The 4039-nt window shown below is 66.1% G+C and carries 2 protein-coding genes; both read left to right on the top strand.

The window, feature by feature from the left end; translation table 11 throughout:
• The first annotated feature begins 96 nt into the window (after positions 1-96).
• The gene (gene cysS / locus BF95_RS24505) at positions 97-1608 is read left to right on the top strand and encodes a cysteine--tRNA ligase (protein WP_043155372.1); all 1512 of its coding nucleotides are present in this window, start codon (positions 97-99) and stop codon (positions 1606-1608) included.
• Between the two features lie 76 nt (positions 1609-1684).
• On the top strand, positions 1685-4039 hold a 2355-nt coding region (locus tag BF95_RS24500), incomplete at its 3' end, for a CHAT domain-containing protein (protein WP_043155375.1).

The following is a 4039-nucleotide window of genomic DNA, read 5'->3' as shown; positions in this document are numbered from 1 at the left end:
GCGACACCCCTCCACCACTTCGTGGTCCCCCTCCCCTTACAGGGGAGGATTTCTTATTGTTGACCCCCGCGCCGCTTCGCGCCATCGCTTTGCGCCATGTCCGACGATCAGCATATCACCGCGCCGCTGCGCCTATTTAACAGCCTGACCCGCACGATCGAACCGTTCGCGCCGATCGAGGACGGCCATGCGCGCATCTATAGCTGCGGGCCGACCGTCTATAATTATGCGCATCTGGGAAATTTGCGCGCCTATGTCTTCACCGACACGCTGCGCCGCACCTTGTTGTGGAAGGGGCTGTCGGTCACTCATATCATCAACATCACCGATGTCGGCCATCTGACGTCGGATGCCGATGCGGGCGATGACAAGATGGAGGCGGCGGCGCGCGCCAGCGCGCAGAGCATCTGGGACATTGCCGCCCATTATACCCAGGCGTTCAAGCAGAATATCGCCGACCTCAACATCCTTTCGCCCAGCGAATGGACCGTCGCGACCGACTATGTGCCGCAGATGATCGAATTTGCGCAAAAGATCGCGCCGACCCATTGCTATGAGCTAGACAGCGGCCTCTATTTCGACAGTTCGAGCGTGCCCGCTTATGGCGCGCTGGCAGGCGGCCGCGACGATGCGGCGCATGCGCGGATCGATCCGGTCGCGGGCAAGCGGAACGCATCCGACTTCGCCATCTGGCGCAAATCGCCGCCCGGCGAGCAGCGGCAGATGGAATGGGACAGTCCCTGGGGCAAGGGCGCGCCGGGCTGGCATCTGGAATGTTCGGTGATGAGCTTGGCCCGGCTTGGCCATCCGTTCGACATCCACACCGGCGGCATCGACCATCGCGAAATTCATCATCCCAATGAGATTGCCCAGAACCAGGCCTATTGCGGCTGCACCGACGCTGAGCCCGGCTTCACCGGCGCGCGCTGGTGGATGCACAATAATTTCCTGGTCGACCGCAGCGGCAAGATGAGCAAGTCGAAGGGCGGCTTCACCACCCTGTTCTCGCTGATCGACGCGGGGGTGCATCCGCTCGCCTATCGTCTGCTCTGCCTGGGTGCCCATTATCGCAGCGAATTGGAGTTCAGCGCCGAGGGCGTGGCGGCCGCGCTGACCCGATTGAAGCGGCTGGTGATGGGCGTCGAAGGGCTGAAGGCCCGCGCCGAGGGCGTGACCTGGCAATCGCCACGGCTCGATTATCTGCGCGCCAACCTCCACCCCAAGCTGGTGCCCTTGCTGGAACAGTTTGACGCGGCGATCGCCGACGATCTGATGACGCCGCGCGCCCTGCCGCTGCTGGAAGAAGCGATCGCCATCAAGAAAATCCCGGTGGATGAAAAGTTGTGCCTGATCGCCGCTTTCGACGCGGCGCTGGGGCTGAACCTGATGACGCTTGGCCGTGCCGACCTGCGCCTGCAGCCCAAGGATGCCGTCATCACTCCCGACGCGATCGAGGCGGAATTGGAGCGCCGCGCCGCTGCTCGCGCCGACAAGGATTTCGCCCTGTCGGACGAGATTCGCGACGCGCTGATCGCGCAGGGCGTCGATGTGATGGATGGCGATCCGCTGCGCTGGGACTGGCGCCTGACGCTGGCGCAAGGATCGTAACGGCTGCGGTTGTGACTTGACGCGGCACTGCGCCGCGCGCCTATGCTGACGCCGGGGAATCCTTGGGGGCATGGGCATGAGGCTTTCGACGCGCGCGATCAGTCTGTTATTAGCGCTGGCCGCCCCACCGGTGCTGGCCGCGCCGGACGCGATGCGCGGTTTTGAGCGCGACGATGCCCGTTATGCCGATCTGCGCGCGATGGAGACACGCGGCACGACGCTGTTCGAGAATGATGATTTCGACAAGGCGATGGGTCCGGCCACGCGCGACGCCTGGCACCAGTTGGCCGCAGCCGCCAGCCGGGTCAAGGTCAACGGCCTGCCCCACCCGCTCGCCGCCGTGGCGACGATCAACCTGGCGTCGATGGACCAGATCGAAGGCAAGAATCCCCAGGCGCTGGCGATGGCGGAAAAGGGGCTGGCGCTGCTCGCCCCCTTCCATGATGCCTATCCGATCAGTTGGATGCAGGGGCTGTCGATCAAAGGCTATATCCAGTCCGTGAACGGCGATGTCGCGACCGGCGCGCAGACATTGGCGGAAGGCAGCGCCTATGCCGACCGCCATTTCGCGCAGGTCGATCCCAAGACGTTGGACAAGGGCGATTATATGCTCAAGTCCAACATCGCTTTCTCGCTAGGACAAGCCTATTCGCGCCTCGGCCGCAACAGCGATGCGGTGGAGGCGCAGAAGCGCAGCATGGAGGCGCGGATCACCGGGCTTGGCCCGCATGATCCCGATACGGTCGCCTCCTATTATACTTATGCGCAGATGTTGCTGCGCGCCGATCGCCATCGCGACGCCGAACATCATGCCCGCCTGGCCGTCGAGGTCGCAACCGCGCATGTGGATGTCAAACATCCCAGCTACGCCCGCGCGCTGGAAATGTTGGGCCTCATTCTGTCGCGGACTGGACGCCGGGTCGAAAGCCTCGACTATCTGCAGCGGGCGGTGACGATCAAGCGCGAGACGGTGGGGACCAACAGTCCCTATTTCCATTTCGGCCTGTATAATCTGGGGAGCATCTTCCTGACGCTGGAGCGCTATGCCGACGCCGAACCGCTCTATGTCGAAGCAGAAAAAGGTTTTCGCGCCGCTGAAGGCGAGGCCAGCCCGCAAGCCGCTCGGGCGCTCGCTTTCCAGGGCTTGATCGATCAGGCCAGCGGACGGCCGGACGAGGCCGCCACGAAACTGGAGGCCGCTTTGGCCCGCGTGCGCGCCGAAACGACGCAGGACCGCGATATGGGCCAGCGCGTCTATCCCCATCTGATCCCGGTGCTGCTCGATCTGGAACGGCAGGACAAGGCGATGGCGGCCGCGCGCGACTATGCCGCCGAAACCGCCGCGCTCGACAACAGCCCCGCCTTCGCGCTGGCCAATGCCGCGATGATGCAGCGCTGGGCCGATGGCGACCCGGCCCGCACCGCCGCTGCGGCCCGGCTCGCGACCTTGCTGCGCGACGAGCAGAATCTGCACGACGATGGCGAACTGGCCGACGAACAGCGCGCCGCGCTCGATTCGATCCTTGCCATAGCGGCGGACAGCCAGGACGCGGCGCTGGCGCTCGACGCGATGGCGATCCTGGCGGGGTCGAAGATCGCGCAGGCCAACCGCCTCGTCACCGAAAGGCTGGTCGCCGATCCAGCGCTGGGCGAGCGGGTTCGCGCGCTGCAGGACAAGGTGCGCGCACTCCAGACCGCCGACCGCGCACTGCTCAAGGCGCTGGCGACCGCAGGCGACGTCGCCGCCACCCGCCAAGCGCGCGACCGGTTGGATGCCGAAGTAAACGACCTGCGCGCCGCGATCGGCCACGACTATCCCCGCTGGGCCGAAGCGCGCGGCGGGGTGAAGCCCGATCTGGCGCAGGTGCAGGCAGGGCTTGGCAAGGATGAGGCGCTGCTGGCGGTCACGCCCGCCTTTGGCCATGTCTATCTGCTGGCGATCAGCCGCACCGGCGCACGGGTCGAGCGCGCCACGATGAGCCGCGCCGCGATGGTCGCGCAGGTCGATCGGCTGCGCGCGACGATGACGCCGGGCAGCATGGACCTGCCCGCCGCCCACACCCTCTATGGCCAGATCTTCACGCCTGCCATCCGCGCGACCCTGGGCAAGGCGCATGTGCTTCGGATCGTGCCGACGGGTGCTTTCGCCTCGCTACCCTTTGCGCTGCTGCCTCAGCAGCCCGTCGCTGCCATTGGTCGCGACACACCCTGGCTGATCCGCCGCTATGCGCTGGCGGTTCAGCCCTCCTTCGCGATGGAGGCGGACAAGCGCCCCATGCAGGCCGCCGCCGCCCGCTTCTTGGGCGTTGGAGCCCCCCTACCCYTCCCGGCGGCGGCCAACGCCACGCCCCGTCCCGCGCTGATGGCCGCGAACCACTATTTCCGGGGCGGCGCGGCCGATGGCGACGCGCTTTCGCACCTGCCGCCGCTG

Origin of the sequence: Sphingobium sp. Ant17 (genome assembly GCF_000588875.1) — a bacterium.
In the GTDB taxonomy this organism is placed as follows: Bacteria; Pseudomonadota; Alphaproteobacteria; order Sphingomonadales; family Sphingomonadaceae; genus Sphingobium.
Note: the sequence above shows the minus strand (reverse complement) of the source record. Positions and strands in the feature narration are given on the sequence as shown.

What these genes read in the sequence shown, in the direction of transcription:
- cysS (WP_043155372.1), top strand. Translation starts at nt 97, where the DNA reads ATGTCCGACGATCAGCATATCACCGCGCCGCTGCGCCTATTTAACAGC.